The sequence below is a fragment of the Bacillus suaedaesalsae genome, assembly GCF_016890225.1.
In the GTDB taxonomy this organism is placed as follows: Bacteria; Bacillota; Bacilli; order Bacillales; family SA4; genus Bacillus_BS; species Bacillus_BS suaedaesalsae.
Genome location: NZ_JAFELM010000031.1, coordinates 1 through 13,297, shown reverse-complemented (window position 1 = coordinate 13,297; position 13,297 = coordinate 1). Strand labels below are relative to the sequence as shown.

The following is a 13,297-nucleotide window of genomic DNA, read 5'->3' as shown; positions in this document are numbered from 1 at the left end:
AGGATATTTTAAAGGTGAATCCGCAAATACTGAACCCAAATTTCGTTTATGCGGGACAGGTTATTACGATTCGGGTGAGTTAGGAAAATATATGTTTTAGAGATGAAAAAGGCGTTGTAACTAGCAACGCCATAAAGCTGATTGAGAATATGATTTGGATGAATCATTTACTTACACAATTTCGACCTTTCTTCTTTGCGCGATATAATGCTTTGTCCGCTGCCTTTAGTACTTCAGAAGGAGACTTTGTTTTGCCTTGTTTCTCGGCAACACCGATACTAATAGTTACCTTTAATTTCTGGATACTAGTGTCCCCACTTCTATTCTTTTTCTTATATAGATACTCTTTTTTAGAAATCTTCTCTCGTAAATCCTCTAAATGAGAAAGTACATCTTCACTATTTTTTTTGGGAAAAACAATGGTGAATTCTTCTCCACCATAACGATATGCCTTTCCGCCCCCTGTTACATTCATTAACCCTTTTGCAACAAGGATGAGCACGTCATCGCCAACATCATGACCATATTTATCATTAAACTTCTTGAAGAAATCAATATCTAACATGGCGATCGAGTATTTGCTCCCAAGCTTCATTAAGTCTACTTTTAGCATCCGCCTCGATGGGATTTTAGTTAACTCGTCTATGTAGGCCATAGCATAGGTTCTAAATACAACAGCAAGTAATAATAAAATCGAACTGGTTATTAAGAAGAGCTGTGAACCTATATTGTTGTCTATAGGGAGACTCAATAGAATTGCGATAATAGACCCTAAAAGAAATACTTTATAAGTAGTGAAAGACCTGACGATGTTAAGAATGTAAATCATTAAGATGATTAAAAAAAATAGTGCAGAGTAGTCAGGGATCTGAATAAACTTCAACTGAAAAGGAAAGGACTGGACTAATAAAAAGCTCAATATATTTTTATAAAATATATAAACAAGTAATGCTTCAAACATTAGAAAAAAAGCAACAGCCTTACCTTGAATAGATAATACTGCACCGTCCTTAATCATGAGAATGATTGCAATGTTGAGGGCAATTACATAAGGTAAAACAATTTCTTGAAAAGAAGGATGTAAATCGAACAAATACTCCTTTAGGAAAAAGAACATTACAAGAACATGGATTCCTAAATAAAAGACTTTTAATTTATTAAATCCGTACCCAAGACCTAACAACATAGCAATTAAACCCAATAGAACATATTGAAAAATAGAAATAGAAGTTGCGGGTAGGGTGGATAAGATAGTAGAAAAATAAACACTTAATGATAGTAGTAGTACGATTAACACAAAAGGAGTCCCATTTTTTAGTAAAAGCTTCACCGTGTTCACAGCCTCCAATAAGTTCTGAAGGTTACTTTTTGTAACCGAATATGTAGTATTCATCTCTTTTAATTTTAAAGAACTTGAATGAATATTTCTACAACCTATTACCTATTATTGAAACTTTCTTTTATGGAAAATAAGTATTTTAGACTATGAAGTGAGTAGTAAATTAATTTTTAATCTTGGAAGCTAGAATAAAAACAGCAGAGAAAGTCAAATTTCTCTGCTGAACTTATTTCTAATTATATACTTTTCTTCATTCCACACTGCCGACATTCACGCAAGAATATCCCTGCATTCACAGAGGACTTAAATAAAGTATTACCACAATTATCACACCGGCCGCTGTTTTTATCAGGAAGTTCTTTGAAATCATACACTTTCTCTAAATCATATCTGTTCTCATTTGTCATTTTATCACCCAAGTTAGAATAACAGAAAGGGAACCATATTTAAAGCTTGGTTGAAAGTTTGACAAACATACTTTGACAAAGTGGTAGATGATCATATTTTTTACTATTAGTGGTGCTGGCCATGAAAATGAAAAGCTGTCATACTCCAACTAATAAAGTTTTTAATTCTGTTTGAAACATCCTTAAAGATAATTCGTATATAAAGTAAGTAAAATAACAATTTACCTTTATTGGAGGAGATTATATGTTATACCTATTAGCCATATTGTTACCACCTGTAGCTGTTTTATTTGTGGGGAGACCCGTTCAAGCACTATTAAACTTTGTCTTATGCTTATTCTTCTATATACCTGGTGCAATTCATGCAATACTCGTTGTACATGATAAAAAAGCGGATAATCGTTTAAAGAAGCAAGTACAAATGATGGAACGATATAAATAAGCCAAATAGTATTTTCATCATTGTTAAAAGACAAGAATAAGCCGCCTAAAGGGGGGGGATTCTTGTCTTTAAGTACATAAGGAATAGTTGCGGAGATAACTTTTAGAGTAATAGCTGATATCATAGGATCAAGAAACCTGAGGTAATTATTAAAGGGTGTGTAGTGTAAAACCAATATTATTTACAAATATCCGTAAAATAGGGTTTGACGATTAGTACCCGCGAATTTGCTACATAATTAATATTAATATAGTTGAAAATAGTACTGTTTGACATAAAAAAGCCACCATTCTAATTATGAATGGTGGCTATATATTTTATTTCGCGCTATTAATATGTAATTTCATTTTGGAAACATACTTTGGCGGGACTGCGTGGGAATCGAACCCACCTGAGACGGCACGCGCCTCACATGCGGTTTTGAAGACCGAGGGGGACACCAGTACCCCATTCAGCCCCATTTAAGGAACTTTAATAGTATAACTCTGTTGTTTTACCAAATCAAGAGGAAATTATTTACCTATTAATTAAGGAGATTTCTTATTGTACTAAAATCACGTTGCTTCTGCTTGAAACAATCGTTTATTCCATGTAAAGTTAAGGTTGGATTAGATGAAGGAAGTGAGCATACGTGGACAAGCATTATTTTACAGTTGGGATGGCGGGTCATATTGACCATGGTAAGACGTCATTAACGAAAGCATTAACAAATGTAGATACAGATCGTCTCAAGGAAGAAAAAGAGAGACAAATTTCAATAGAATTAGGTTTTGCTCCACTAGAGTTAGGAGACAACATATCAGCCTCTGTCATTGACGTTCCAGGGCATGAACGATTTATTCGTCAAATGATTGCAGGGGTTGCTGGAATTGACTTAGTTATCCTTGTGGTTGCGGCAGATGAAGGAGTTATGCCGCAAACAAAGGAACATTTAGATATTTTATCATTTCTAGGCATTAAAAAAGGTATTGTTGCTGTCTCTAAAATTGATAAGGTAGATGAAGAGTTTGTAGACCTTGTAGAAGAAGAAATTAAGGAGCAACTGCAAGGTACAGTATTTGCAGATTCTCCCATTATATTAGTAGATAGTTTAAAAAGTATTGGAATTGACCAATTACGAGCTAAAATAAAAGAAGAACTCGAACAACTTGAGATGAGAAATGCGAGTGGTGCGTTCCGTCTACCAATTGACCAGGTGTTTACCGTAAAAGGTCAAGGTACAGTTGTGAGGGGAACAGTATATGAAGGAACTGTAATTGAGGGCCAAACGTTAATGATCCTACCCTCGCGAGAAGAGACAAAGGCTCGACAACTACAAGTTCACCATAAGCCGGCTGAAAAAGCAGTTGCTGGGCAACGTGTTGCAATTAACCTATCCAATATAACAAAGGATCAAATCGAACGTGGAGATGTTCTTGTTGATAAAGAGCACTTCGTTGTTACCAATACGATTGATATTTCACTTTCCTTCGTACAGAGCTTAAAGCATCCAATTAAACAACGTACACCGATAAAGCTTCACTTAGGAACTTCAGAAGTAATGGGGAAAATCATTTTCTTTGATCGAAATGAAGCGACAGGTGCGAGCGGGGAAGTACTTTGTCAATTACGACTGGATGAAGATGTTGTAACAAAACGTGGTGACCGATTTATTTTAAGAAGACCTACGCCAACAGAGACAATCGGAGGAGGATGGGTCCTCGATCCACATGGTCAGAAATATCGATTCGGTGAAGAAACGATTCAAATGCTTCATAATAAAAAAGAAGGAACGCCTACTCAACGTGTAATCGACATATTAAAGGAAAAGAAATACTTACCGAAGAAAGAACTTTTACAATTAACTTCTCTTAAGGAAGAGCAACTTGAAGAACTGAAACAAGATTCGGATGATTTAATCGAAATGATGCAGGGGTTTACTTTACAATCAGAAAAGGATTCTTTATTGCAAAAAGCTAATGAACAGTTAAAAGGATACCAAGAAAAATATCCATTACGATTTGGTATGAGTAAAGCAGAGCTTGTTGCTGTGCTTAGTCATCAAGTACCAAAGGAATGGGTAACGACAGTAATAGATGAAGGCTTACAAAACAACCTTTTACAAAAACAAAGTCAGTTCGTTGCAACAATGGACTATGAACCATCATATCCACCAAGCTGGAAAAAGCGAATTGAATCACTGATGAGTAGTATTCAACAAGATGGACTCAATGTAAAAACGTGGGAAGAGTATGGCAATGCGTCAGGCATTCCAAAGGATGTACTGGAAGAATTAAAACATTACTTAAAAACAACGAATAAACTGTATTTCCTTGATGAAAAAAATGCGATTACGAGAGAAAACCTAGAAATGGCTATTAAGAAGCTACGAGCAGCTACTGAGAACACGTTTGATTTAAAAGTGGCAAAGGATAGTCTAGATCTTTCAAGGAAATACTTAATACCATTGATGGAGCTTTTTGATGCATTAGAAATTACACGTAGAGAAGAACAAAATCGAGTATGGGTGAGAGATACGATTGAATAAGAAAATAGCCTTTTTTACGCCTTATTATAAAAGTAACAGAGGAAATGCAACGACAACCAAAAGAATTGTTCATGGTTTAAAAGAGGCAGGAATTGATGTTCATGTATTTCCTTATTTAGAAGAAAGATGGACAGATAAAAAAGAGGAAATACTAAAAGAATGCGAGATATACCATATTTTGCATCTGTATCGCTTTGCTAAATGGAATATGTGCCGGGAGCTTCCGCTAGACAAACCTTACATTCTTACAAACGGTGGTACAGATATTAACCATGATTTAGCCAATCCTGCTCAGCTAGAAGAAATGAAGAAAATGATAGAAGGGGCAGCTTTCATTTCAGTATTTACACAAGATGGTAAAGAAAAGGTACTAGCTGCGTATCCGAACAGTTCAGTTGAAATTATCCCCCAAAGTGTATGGTTTGAAAACGAACAAAAGCTTTCGCTGGAGGTTCCTGCCGGTAAACCAATCATCCTATTACCAGCAGGGCTAAGGGCAGTTAAAGACCCACTTTATGTGTGGGATGAAATTCAAGGGCTAAAAATGCATTTTCCTGATTTACAATTCATCATTGCTGGAGTGGTTATTGAAGAGGAAGTTTCGAAAGAAGTTTTACGTCTCTGTCAAAATCATGATTGGGTTCACTTTTTAGAGGATGTACCCTTTTCGCAAATGAAGTCGCTGTACGAGCAAGCTGATTTAACGATAAACACGTCTATATCAGAAGGGCAACCTTCTTCAATTATGGAAGCGATGTACTGTGGATGTCCTGTGTTAGTAAGAAATAACGAAGGAAATATTAGTGTCGTTGATCATAATAGAACAGGATTGGTGTTTACTAATAAATCAGAGTTTGTAGAAATGGCTTATTCTCTTCTAACAGACGTCGTAAAGACTAATCAGTTAACTCAATGCGCAAAACAATATATCTTAGACCATCATTCCCTTGAGAAAGAAATTGAACATTATATCGCTTTATATAACCAACTAGTCTGAGCGAATTAATAGACAAAAGTAATAAGTTTTTTTATGATAAGTAAGGTTTAGTTATTAAATAGGGGGTTATGTAAATGAAAAAGTTTTGGGGAATGCTTTCAATTGTAGTTCTTCTTGTTTTAGCCGCATGTGGCGGAGAAGAGAAGGTTGAAAAAGAAGAAGCAAAAACGGGAACAGAAACTGCAGAACTTGAGGAATTAGTTGTTGGGGTAATTCCAACATTAAACCAAGGTAATATGCAGGTCGCTATGGATAAGTTATCAAAACACTTCGAAGCAGAACTAGATATGCCAGTAAAGGTAACGGTTTATCCTGATTACCAGGCAGTTGTTCAAGCAATGAACTATGATGATGTAAACATGGCATATTTTGGCCCAGCCACTTATATTGATGCTAATGAACAAAGTGGTGCAAGAGCAATTATGACACAATTAATAGATGGTGAGCCATTCTACTATTCGTACATCATTACACATAAGGATTCACCATTACAATCAATAGATGATTTAGTGGCAAAAAGTAAGGAATTGAACTTTGCATTTGGTGATCCATCTTCAACTTCGGGTTCTTTAATTCCGAGTATCGAATTAAAGGAACAAGGTGTGTTCACAAACCAAAATGAACATCAATTTGAACAAGTATTATATACTGGTGGACATGATGCAACAGCTATTGCTGTAGCAAACAACCAAGTGGATGCAGGTGCAATCGATAGTGCCATTTTTAATACATTGAAAAAGAATGGAAAAATTGGCGATGATTATAAAGTTATCTGGGAATCTGAGAAGCTTTTCCAATATCCTTGGGCAGTGAGTAAAGCAGTAGATGATGAGCTTGTAGCAAAAATTCAAGATGCCTTCTTAAGGGTAGAAGATAAAGAGATATTAGATGCATTTGCAGCATCAGGTTTTACGAAAGCAACAGATTCTGATTACGAAAGTATTAGAGAAGCCAAAAAACAAGCAGCTGCAAATTAAAAAGAAGGTGTAGTACATGAAACACATGAATAAATGGTCGTTGGCAGTGTTGTCAGCGGCTATTCTTTTATGGAGTGGCTATGGAGTTGAATTTTCCTTTAGGGAATTTTTAGACATAGGGAAAACAATCGACTTCTTACAAACACAATGGTGGCCACCAGATTTTACAAATGCAAAATATGCACTTGAAGCATCTGTCATTACGTTACAAATTGCGGTAATGGGGACGTTTTTAGGGTTGATTTTTGCATTACCATTGAGTTTTTTAGGAGCTTGGAATACGGCTCCTGCAAGGTGGGTTTATACAACGACCAGATGGATATTAAACTTTTTTCGATCAGTTCCTGAAATTGTATTTGGTCTTCTGTTAGTACCTACTTTCGGATTAGGTCCATTTCCAGCCGTCCTCGCCATTGCACTTCATAATATTGGAGTTCTCGGAAAGTTAATTTCAGAACTCATTGAAGCATCTGATGAAGGACCACAGGAAGCGGTACGATCAGTTGGTGCGAAGAGAGTGTTGATTACGACGTACGGTATCTTGCCGCAAATTATTCCCAATATCTTATCCAATTATTTTTATCGACTTGAAGTTGGGATAAGAGCATCTCTTATTTTAGGCTTTATTGGAGGAGGCGGTATTGGTAGTATGCTTTTCGTCGATTTCAAAATTGCTAACTACCAAATGGTTGCTACAGAAGTAATCTTTATCATGGTTCTTGTTATGATTGTTGATTTCACTGGCGCGTGGATACGTAAGAAGGTGATATAATGCTCGAAGTTAATCAATTACAAAAACAATATAAAAAATCTGATAGACCTGCACTGCAAGATATAAATTTTACGATAGAGCAAGGTGAGTTTGTTGCCGTGCTAGGTTTAAGTGGAGCGGGAAAATCAACGTTAATACGTTGTATAAACCGCCTTGTTGAACCGACGAGTGGTGATGTAAGTTACAATGGTGAAAGTGTCATCGGATACAAAGGTGAAAAACTTCGTCATTATAGAAGCTCGATTGGGATGATCTTTCAATCGTTTAACTTAATTGACAGGCTTTCAACATTAACAAATGTCCTTGTAGGCAGCCTTGGTAACATCTCGTTGGGCCGAGCATTGTTCTTTCTTTTTACAAAAGAAGAAAAAGAGCGAGCACTTCTTGCGTTAGAGCGAGTTGGTCTTAAGGATTTTGCAGAAAATCGCGTGAGTCAGCTTAGTGGTGGTCAACGACAACGAGTTGCGATTGCAAGGGCACTTGTGCAAAAGCCGAAGATTATTTTAGGTGATGAGCCTGTTGCAAGTTTGGACCCGACTACATCTATTTCAGTCATGTCTCTTCTAAAAGAAATTAATGATCAAGATCATATAACAATGATTATCAACTTGCATGATGTAAAATTAGCAAAAGATTTTGCAACGAGGATCATTGGGGTTGCTAATGGTAAAGTAGTCTTTGACGGGAAACCAGATGAGTTAACACAAGGGGATTTAGAGAATATTTATTAAAACGAGAAACTACTATGTGAGTTCTCGTTTTTTATTTCACTTTTCATACACTTCGTTTACATTTTTTATATGGGGGAGGAGTAATTCTGGTATAAAGGGGAGTTTTTGATATCATAATTGATTAGCTCTATTAGGGAGTAAAAGGGGACTTATATGAAGGTAGTTGTGAGGGGATTAATCATTTCATTAGTGGTACACACCATTTATATACTTGGGTCTTTTGCAATTGGTTTTATAAAAACATGGAATTACAAACCTGGGTTTTCTAACGAGTTTGGAAATGTTCAAACTTTATCAAAAGAAGTAGCATTTGGGATTACTAGTTCACCATTCTTTTTTGTCATCACATTTTTCGGAGTGGCTTTCCTTACTATACTCATCCAAAAGCTTATTATAAAAACAGGGAGACCTTGGAATTAAGGTCTCCCTGTTTCTTATTTTTCTGCGTATAAACAGCAATCACGTTTTTCTGTAACTTCACCGACAATAGCGGCTTCAACAACGCCATTTTCATGTAGCTTTTGAACGTAAGCTTCTGCTTCATCTTTCGGCAAACTTACGAGCAGACCACCAGAAGTGACAGCATCACAAAGAATAAGCTTTTCTTCTTCTGTTAAATCAGCACTATACTGAACTGATTCACTAAGCCAGCTATAGTTTGACTTTGTACCACCAGGAATAATGCCTTTTTTAGCAAGCTCTTCCGTACCATCGAGAAGAGGTACTTGGTTGTAGTAAATCGTTAAGCTAACATCACTGCCTCTTGCAATTTCACTAGCATGTCCTAAAAGACCAAAGCCCGTAACATCTGTACCTGCATTTGGGTTTAATCCTTCTAAGCACTCAGCTGCAACCTTGTTTAAAGTAGCCATTGTATCTGTCACTTTTTGAAGTTGCTCAGGTGTAACCGCATCACGCTTCACACCAGTTGTCATGATTCCAACTCCAATTGGCTTCGTGAGAACTAGTACATCTCCTGGCTTTGCCCCGACATTTTTAAGGATTTTGTCTGGATGAACTAATCCTGTTACAGAAAGACCGAATTTAGGCTCTTTATCATCAATGGAATGACCACCAACAATAAGGGCTCCAGATTCCTTCGTTTTATCAGCAGCACCTTTTAGAATCTCAGCCAATACGTCAGGTCCTAATTCTTTTATAGGGAAGCCAACGATATTCATAACCGTTTTAGGTTTTCCACCCATTGCATACACGTCACTCAAAGCGTTTGCTGCAGCAATTTGACCAAACATATATGGATCATCCACTACTGGAGTGAAATAATCGACTGTTTGAATAATCGCGATATCTTCCGTTAATTTATATACTCCAGCATCATCTGATGTATCAAGACCTACTAGAAGGTTTGGATCATATTCTCTTTCAGGTAATTGACGCAAAACTTGCGCAAGGTCACTTGGACCAATTTTACATCCTCAACCAGCCTTTGAGGATAATTGTGTTAGACGAACATTTTTATTACTCATTATTCGCACCCCCTGTTCATAGTATATAAGTTCTCCTTCTATTTTTCCAAATAATATGGTTTAAAATCACTTTATATTTTGATTCAAACATAAACTTGTACTAAAATAGAGATAAAGAATGTTCTTAAGGGGGCAATATGATGAGTTACAAAGTGAAAATCGAATTTTGTATGATGTGAAACTTCGCACCAAAAGCTGCGGGTCTCGCAGAAGAATTATTTTCTCATTTTCGTCATGAAATTGAAAACCTTGAATTAGTACCAAGTACAGGTGGAGCGTTTGAAGTAACTGTTGATGGGGAGAAGGTTTTTTCAAAACTAGATGTTGGAAGATTTCCTACTGAAACTGAAATTATTGAAACAATGTCTCGTTAGTGTAAGGCTTATTCATTTTGGTCAACGTTGTTAGGTCAATATAGGTTGTTCTTGACTTGTTCGAAATAACAGTGCGCTATGAGAAAAGCCAAATGTAAAAAAGGAAGAAGCCTTATTATCGGTTTCTTCCTTCCTTTATTTTTATATGACGAGACATTGAATTTGATAATTGTTTCTTGTTTTTATGAATCATGATTTCGAGTATATTGTGTTCGAGTGAGGCAGTTATTCTCTTTTTGCATAGAGAGAAGGGGAGGTTTACAAAGCGCCTTATTTCGGTACCATCTTTTATAAAATATATATGAATACCGTCCTGCACTACTTTTATCATGATCTCACGTCTATGAAATCCTGGAACAATTGCTTCTATAATGTATGAAGAATCAGTCTCGAACAATTCCATACGAATCCCATCAGCATTTCCATCAAAAAATGGGTCAATGATAAACTGGGTCATCCATTCCTCAATTCCATCTACATCTAGTAGCTTTTCTTCCTTTTTTTCTTCATCCATTACAAGCCCCCCAACTTGGTCTTATGAATATCTTATTCAGCCTTTCAAGTAATTGTGTGGGACTTTAGTAGGGAACATATGAAAAATTTTATTATGTTAGTTTGAGTAAAGATTGAAAGCCATTTATAATGATAGGACAAGATACGGAGGGGACGTTTTGAAACAATTCTTAAGATATTTACCACCAATTCATGAGTTGCAAAAGCATGAGCGCTTTGCTGACATACAAAATAGCTTAAAGCTTGATCAAGAAAAATTAACTTTGTTGACTCAACAATCCTTAAATAAAATACGTGAACAATTATTAGCAGGAACATTTGAAAAAAGTGAACCGACGAAAATAGACTTTATCACGTATATTTTTGATGAACTAGAAAAAGATGCAAACGAGTACGGTCAGTGCTTTTTGAAAAAAGTGATTAATGCAACGGGGACGATTCTACATACAAATCTAGGACGTGCTAGATTAAGTAAAGAGGCAATAGAGCATGTTGTAAGGATCGCTACCCATTATTCAAATTTAGAATATAAAATTGAACAAGGTGAGCGCGGATCTAGACACGATATTATTGAAAAGGTTATTAAAGAGGTAACTGGAGCTGAAGCCGCAATGGTCGTAAACAATAATGCAGCAGCTGTGTATTTGATTTTACGTGCTTTAGCAAAGGACAAAGAAGTTATTGTCTCAAGAGGTCAATTAGTTGAGATTGGTGGCTCGTTTAGAATTTCTTCCATTATGGAGGAAAGTGGTGCTAATTTAATCGAGGTGGGGACAACAAATAAAACACACCTATTTGATTATGAAAATGCGATCAGTGAAGAGACAAAAATGCTAATGAAAGTACATACGAGTAACTTCAAAACGATTGGGTTTACGAAAAGTGTAAGTACTGAAGATTTAATTGAATTAGCTCAAAAACATTCTGATATTATATATTATGAAGATTTAGGTAGCGGGGCTTTATACGACTTCAGGAAACACGGAATAGGTGATGAAACTGTTGTAGATGAAGTGATAAAGCAAGGGGCTGATATCGTTTCGTTTAGTGGAGACAAGCTACTAGGTGGTCCACAAGCGGGAATCATTGCTGGGAAGAAAAAATATATTGATAAATTAAAAAAACATCAACTGGCACGAGTGTTGCGTGTTGATAAGCTAACGTTTGCTGCTTTAGAAGCTACTCTCGTTGCTTATCTCAAAGGCAAACATAAGATGCAAGACATTCCTGTTATCCGTGATTTGCTAGTGGAGCCTATGGTAATTAAAGAACGTGCTGAACGTTTCGGATCAAAGCTAACTGGAGGTCAGTTTAAAGTTGAGGTTCGAGAAGCATTTTCGCAAGTGGGCGGTGGTACACTTCCTGATGTTGAGCTTCCAACTTTTGTAGCAGAAGTATCGCACGAACGGAAAAATGCGGAGACTCTATCAAGAGAACTCCGCCTATATTCCACAAGTATTATAACTAGAGTAAAATACGACAAAGTTTTATTTGATTTCCGTACTTTACAAGATGAGGAAATCGAAGTAATTCTGCAAGCGTTAGTTGATCTTGCTTAATTACATATCATGTCCAGAGTTGTGCTTTTGACGAGTGTGATTGCGGTTTTTCACCTTTTTTGATCCACTTAGCGGCTCGGGTTGACCTGCGCTATGTTGACCTTTTGGTGAATTTCGAACCATATCCTTATGATCGTTTTTATTAGTCATGTGTTATCCCTCCTTCATATATAGGATGAAATTAAATACGATTTTTATTCTTCGAATGATTACTTGAACAATAGAGAAGAATATGAAAGTACAATTTCCATGAAGGGGAGAACATTATGCCATATCAAAAGGATAAACAGCAAGCTTTCCAAGCTGCGCAACAAGGAACGAAAGAAGTAATGGACCTCGCACAAGCTATTGATGTGACAAGTGGTGACTATGGAGTTCAGTTAAATCACTTGAAAAGTGAAATTAACGAAGCATATGGACAAATTACAAATGCATTAGAAGTAGCTTCTGAAACTCAAAAGAACCAACTAGCTAAATTTCAGCAAGACATTCAGTCTATTGTGAATGAAGTGAATCAGCATTAGAAATTAAAACTGCCGTGAATGTGCGGCAGTTTATTTGTGTTTATCCAAAAAACATATAAAGGATAGCAATTCTTTTGTAAAACGACTTGTTAGGATATCCTAATAAATACCGTTAAGGTTAATAACTCAACTGTAAATGTTTGAAGCGATACTGGAATAACTGGAAAAAACTTCATGTTGTGTAATTGGTGAAAAACGTGTTATAGTTGTTTTCTTCTCTTAACAAAGTGTTACTTCTTCTAATATTTTTATAGTATTTAGAAAAACGGAAGAATGTCCTTTTGGTAGTTTAAGAGAATCTATCTTGCTTTCGAGTGAGTTTGGAAAAAATTGCACATGGAAACTTAATGCAGGCCATGATATAGTAATTATCTGCTCTTTTAAAAGAAAGAGTTGAGAAATTGGAAAAAAGTTCATATTGAATGTTATTACCGAAACATGATATATTAATAGTCCGCCAGTTAAGCGGTGAGACAAGTTCTTTGAAAACTAAACAAAACGTCAAGCGTGTTGGTTTCTAACCAACGCAAAAATTTTTAAAACTATCTATTTAAATAGATAGCCAGCAAGTAAATGAGCAATCAAACACTTTATTGGAGAGTTTGATCCTGGCTCAGGACGAACGCTGGCGGCGTGCCTAATACATGC

General features: G+C 36.1%; 14 protein-coding genes, 1 tRNA gene and 1 pseudogene. 10 read left to right on the top strand and 6 right to left on the bottom strand.

The window, feature by feature from the left end:
* Nucleotides 1-163: 163 nt before the first annotated feature.
* The gene (locus tag JR050_RS20705) at nucleotides 164-1,330 is read right to left on the bottom strand and encodes a GGDEF domain-containing protein (protein ID WP_346726748.1); all 1,167 of its coding nucleotides are present in this window, start codon (nucleotides 1,328-1,330) and stop codon (nucleotides 164-166) included.
* Nucleotides 1,331-1,575: 245 nt separating this feature from the next.
* A complete protein-coding gene (locus JR050_RS20330; protein ID WP_239454332.1) occupies nucleotides 1,576-1,746 on the bottom strand; it encodes a DUF8096 family protein in 171 nt (56 codons plus the stop codon).
* 244 nt (nucleotides 1,747-1,990) lie between these two features.
* On the opposite strand from JR050_RS20330, the pseudogene JR050_RS11695 reads away from it, so the two are divergent.
* Nucleotides 1,991-2,228: pseudogene (locus tag JR050_RS11695) on the top strand (YqaE/Pmp3 family membrane protein).
* Nucleotides 2,229-2,550: 322 nt separating this feature from the next.
* Here the strand turns inward: JR050_RS11695 and JR050_RS11690 are convergent.
* Nucleotides 2,551-2,647, bottom strand: a tRNA-Sec gene (locus JR050_RS11690).
* Between the two features lie 172 nt (nucleotides 2,648-2,819).
* Here JR050_RS11690 and selB point away from each other — a divergent pair.
* From selB to JR050_RS11660, 6 genes are all read left to right on the top strand, one after another.
* Nucleotides 2,820-4,715, top strand: coding sequence for a selenocysteine-specific translation elongation factor (selB, locus tag JR050_RS11685; RefSeq protein ID WP_204203683.1), 1,896 nt, complete (start codon nucleotides 2,820-2,822; stop codon nucleotides 4,713-4,715).
* Nucleotides 4,708-5,712, top strand: a complete 1,005-nt coding sequence (locus JR050_RS11680) for a glycosyltransferase family 4 protein (protein ID WP_204203682.1) — start codon at nucleotides 4,708-4,710, stop codon at nucleotides 5,710-5,712. Before selB ends, JR050_RS11680 begins: the two co-directional genes overlap by 8 nt.
* 74 nt (nucleotides 5,713-5,786) lie before the next feature.
* The gene (phnD, locus tag JR050_RS11675; RefSeq protein WP_204203681.1) at nucleotides 5,787-6,689 is read left to right on the top strand and encodes a phosphate/phosphite/phosphonate ABC transporter substrate-binding protein; all 903 of its coding nucleotides are present in this window, start codon (nucleotides 5,787-5,789) and stop codon (nucleotides 6,687-6,689) included.
* A 16-nt stretch (nucleotides 6,690-6,705) separates the two neighbouring features.
* The gene (gene phnE, locus JR050_RS11670; RefSeq protein WP_346726747.1) at nucleotides 6,706-7,461 is read left to right on the top strand and encodes a phosphonate ABC transporter, permease protein PhnE; all 756 of its coding nucleotides are present in this window, start codon (nucleotides 6,706-6,708) and stop codon (nucleotides 7,459-7,461) included.
* Nucleotides 7,461-8,192 carry a phosphonate ABC transporter ATP-binding protein gene (gene phnC / locus JR050_RS11665; protein WP_204203680.1) on the top strand — a complete coding sequence of 244 codons (732 nt, stop codon included), beginning with the start codon at nucleotides 7,461-7,463 and terminating at the stop codon, nucleotides 8,190-8,192. Before phnE ends, phnC begins: the two co-directional genes overlap by 1 nt.
* A gap of 153 nt (nucleotides 8,193-8,345) precedes the next feature.
* Complete coding sequence (locus tag JR050_RS11660; protein WP_204203679.1) at nucleotides 8,346-8,612, top strand: hypothetical protein; 267 nt, start codon at nucleotides 8,346-8,348, stop codon at nucleotides 8,610-8,612.
* 14 nt (nucleotides 8,613-8,626) lie between these two features.
* On the opposite strand, the gene selD is transcribed toward JR050_RS11660, so the two are convergent.
* Nucleotides 8,627-9,679, bottom strand: a complete 1,053-nt coding sequence (selD, locus tag JR050_RS11655) for a selenide, water dikinase SelD (RefSeq protein WP_239454330.1) — start codon at nucleotides 9,677-9,679, stop codon at nucleotides 8,627-8,629.
* Between the two features lie 140 nt (nucleotides 9,680-9,819).
* Between selD and JR050_RS20430 the strand changes: the two genes are divergently transcribed.
* The gene (locus tag JR050_RS20430; protein ID WP_346726752.1) at nucleotides 9,820-10,053 is read left to right on the top strand and encodes a SelT/SelW/SelH family (seleno)protein; all 234 of its coding nucleotides are present in this window, start codon (nucleotides 9,820-9,822) and stop codon (nucleotides 10,051-10,053) included.
* 115 nt (nucleotides 10,054-10,168) lie between these two features.
* Here the strand turns inward: JR050_RS20430 and JR050_RS11645 are convergent, their stop codons facing one another.
* Nucleotides 10,169-10,567, bottom strand: coding sequence for an Hsp20/alpha crystallin family protein (locus JR050_RS11645; protein ID WP_204203678.1), 399 nt, complete (start codon nucleotides 10,565-10,567; stop codon nucleotides 10,169-10,171).
* Nucleotides 10,568-10,724: 157 nt separating this feature from the next.
* Between JR050_RS11645 and selA the strand changes: the two genes are divergently transcribed.
* Nucleotides 10,725-12,125 (top strand): L-seryl-tRNA(Sec) selenium transferase, encoded by a 1,401-nt coding sequence (selA, locus tag JR050_RS11640; RefSeq protein ID WP_204203677.1) that lies wholly within the window; start codon nucleotides 10,725-10,727, stop codon nucleotides 12,123-12,125.
* Here selA and JR050_RS11635 read toward each other — a convergent pair whose 3' ends face one another.
* On the bottom strand, nucleotides 12,126-12,275 hold the full coding sequence (locus JR050_RS11635) for a small acid-soluble spore protein P (RefSeq protein ID WP_149219090.1): 150 nt from the start codon (nucleotides 12,273-12,275) through the stop codon (nucleotides 12,126-12,128). It abuts the gene before it with no gap.
* Nucleotides 12,276-12,391: 116 nt separating this feature from the next.
* On the opposite strand from JR050_RS11635, the gene JR050_RS11630 reads away from it, so the two are divergent.
* Nucleotides 12,392-12,649 carry a hypothetical protein gene (locus JR050_RS11630; protein WP_204203676.1) on the top strand — a complete coding sequence of 86 codons (258 nt, stop codon included), beginning with the start codon at nucleotides 12,392-12,394 and terminating at the stop codon, nucleotides 12,647-12,649.
* Nucleotides 12,650-13,297: the final 648 nt, after the last annotated feature.